At 69.6% G+C, this 510-nt stretch carries 1 protein-coding gene; it reads left to right on the top strand.

The genetic code is table 11. The features are described 5' to 3' along the window. Positions 1-4: 4 nt before the first annotated feature. Positions 5-510 (top strand): aldehyde dehydrogenase family protein (locus tag ACFQGU_RS15560; protein ID WP_386768466.1); only part of this gene is annotated, 506 nt, incomplete at its 3' end.

Below are 510 nucleotides of genomic sequence, written 5' to 3'. Positions count from 1 at the left end.
TGAGGTGGTCGAGCGGGCGACGCGCGCACAGCGGCAGTGGGCAGGACTCCCTCAGCGCCGTCGGATCCCGGCGCTCCGCCACCTCGCCGAGCTCATCCGTGCCGAGTCGGAGACCCTTGCGCAGGTGGAGACCGCCAACGTCGGCAAGCCCATCGGCGACAGCCGTGGCGAAGTGGCCATGGTGGCCGACACCTTCGACTACTACGCGGGAGCCATCGACAAGAGCTTCGGCGACACGATCCCGGTGGACGGCGGACTCGACTTCACGGTCCGCGAGCCGATCGGCGTCGTCACCGTGATCGCACCGTGGAACTTCCCCCTCGTCATCGCCGCGTGGAACATCGCACCGGCACTCGCCTGCGGGAACGCGGTCATCGTGAAGCCGGCGGAGCTGACTCCGCTCTCCGTGCTCGAGCTGGAGCGGATCTTCGCCCAGGTCGATCTTCCCGACGGGCTCTTCCAGGTGGTCCTCGGCCCCGGGTCGACCGTGGGCGCCGCCCTGACGGAGCA

Origin of the sequence: Longivirga aurantiaca (genome assembly GCF_042660085.1) — a bacterium.
Taxonomy (GTDB): Bacteria; Actinomycetota; Actinomycetes; order S36-B12; family CAIYMF01; genus Longivirga; species Longivirga aurantiaca.
The sequence above is the reverse complement of the archived record's forward strand: the minus strand, read 5'-3'. Positions and strand labels throughout refer to the sequence as shown.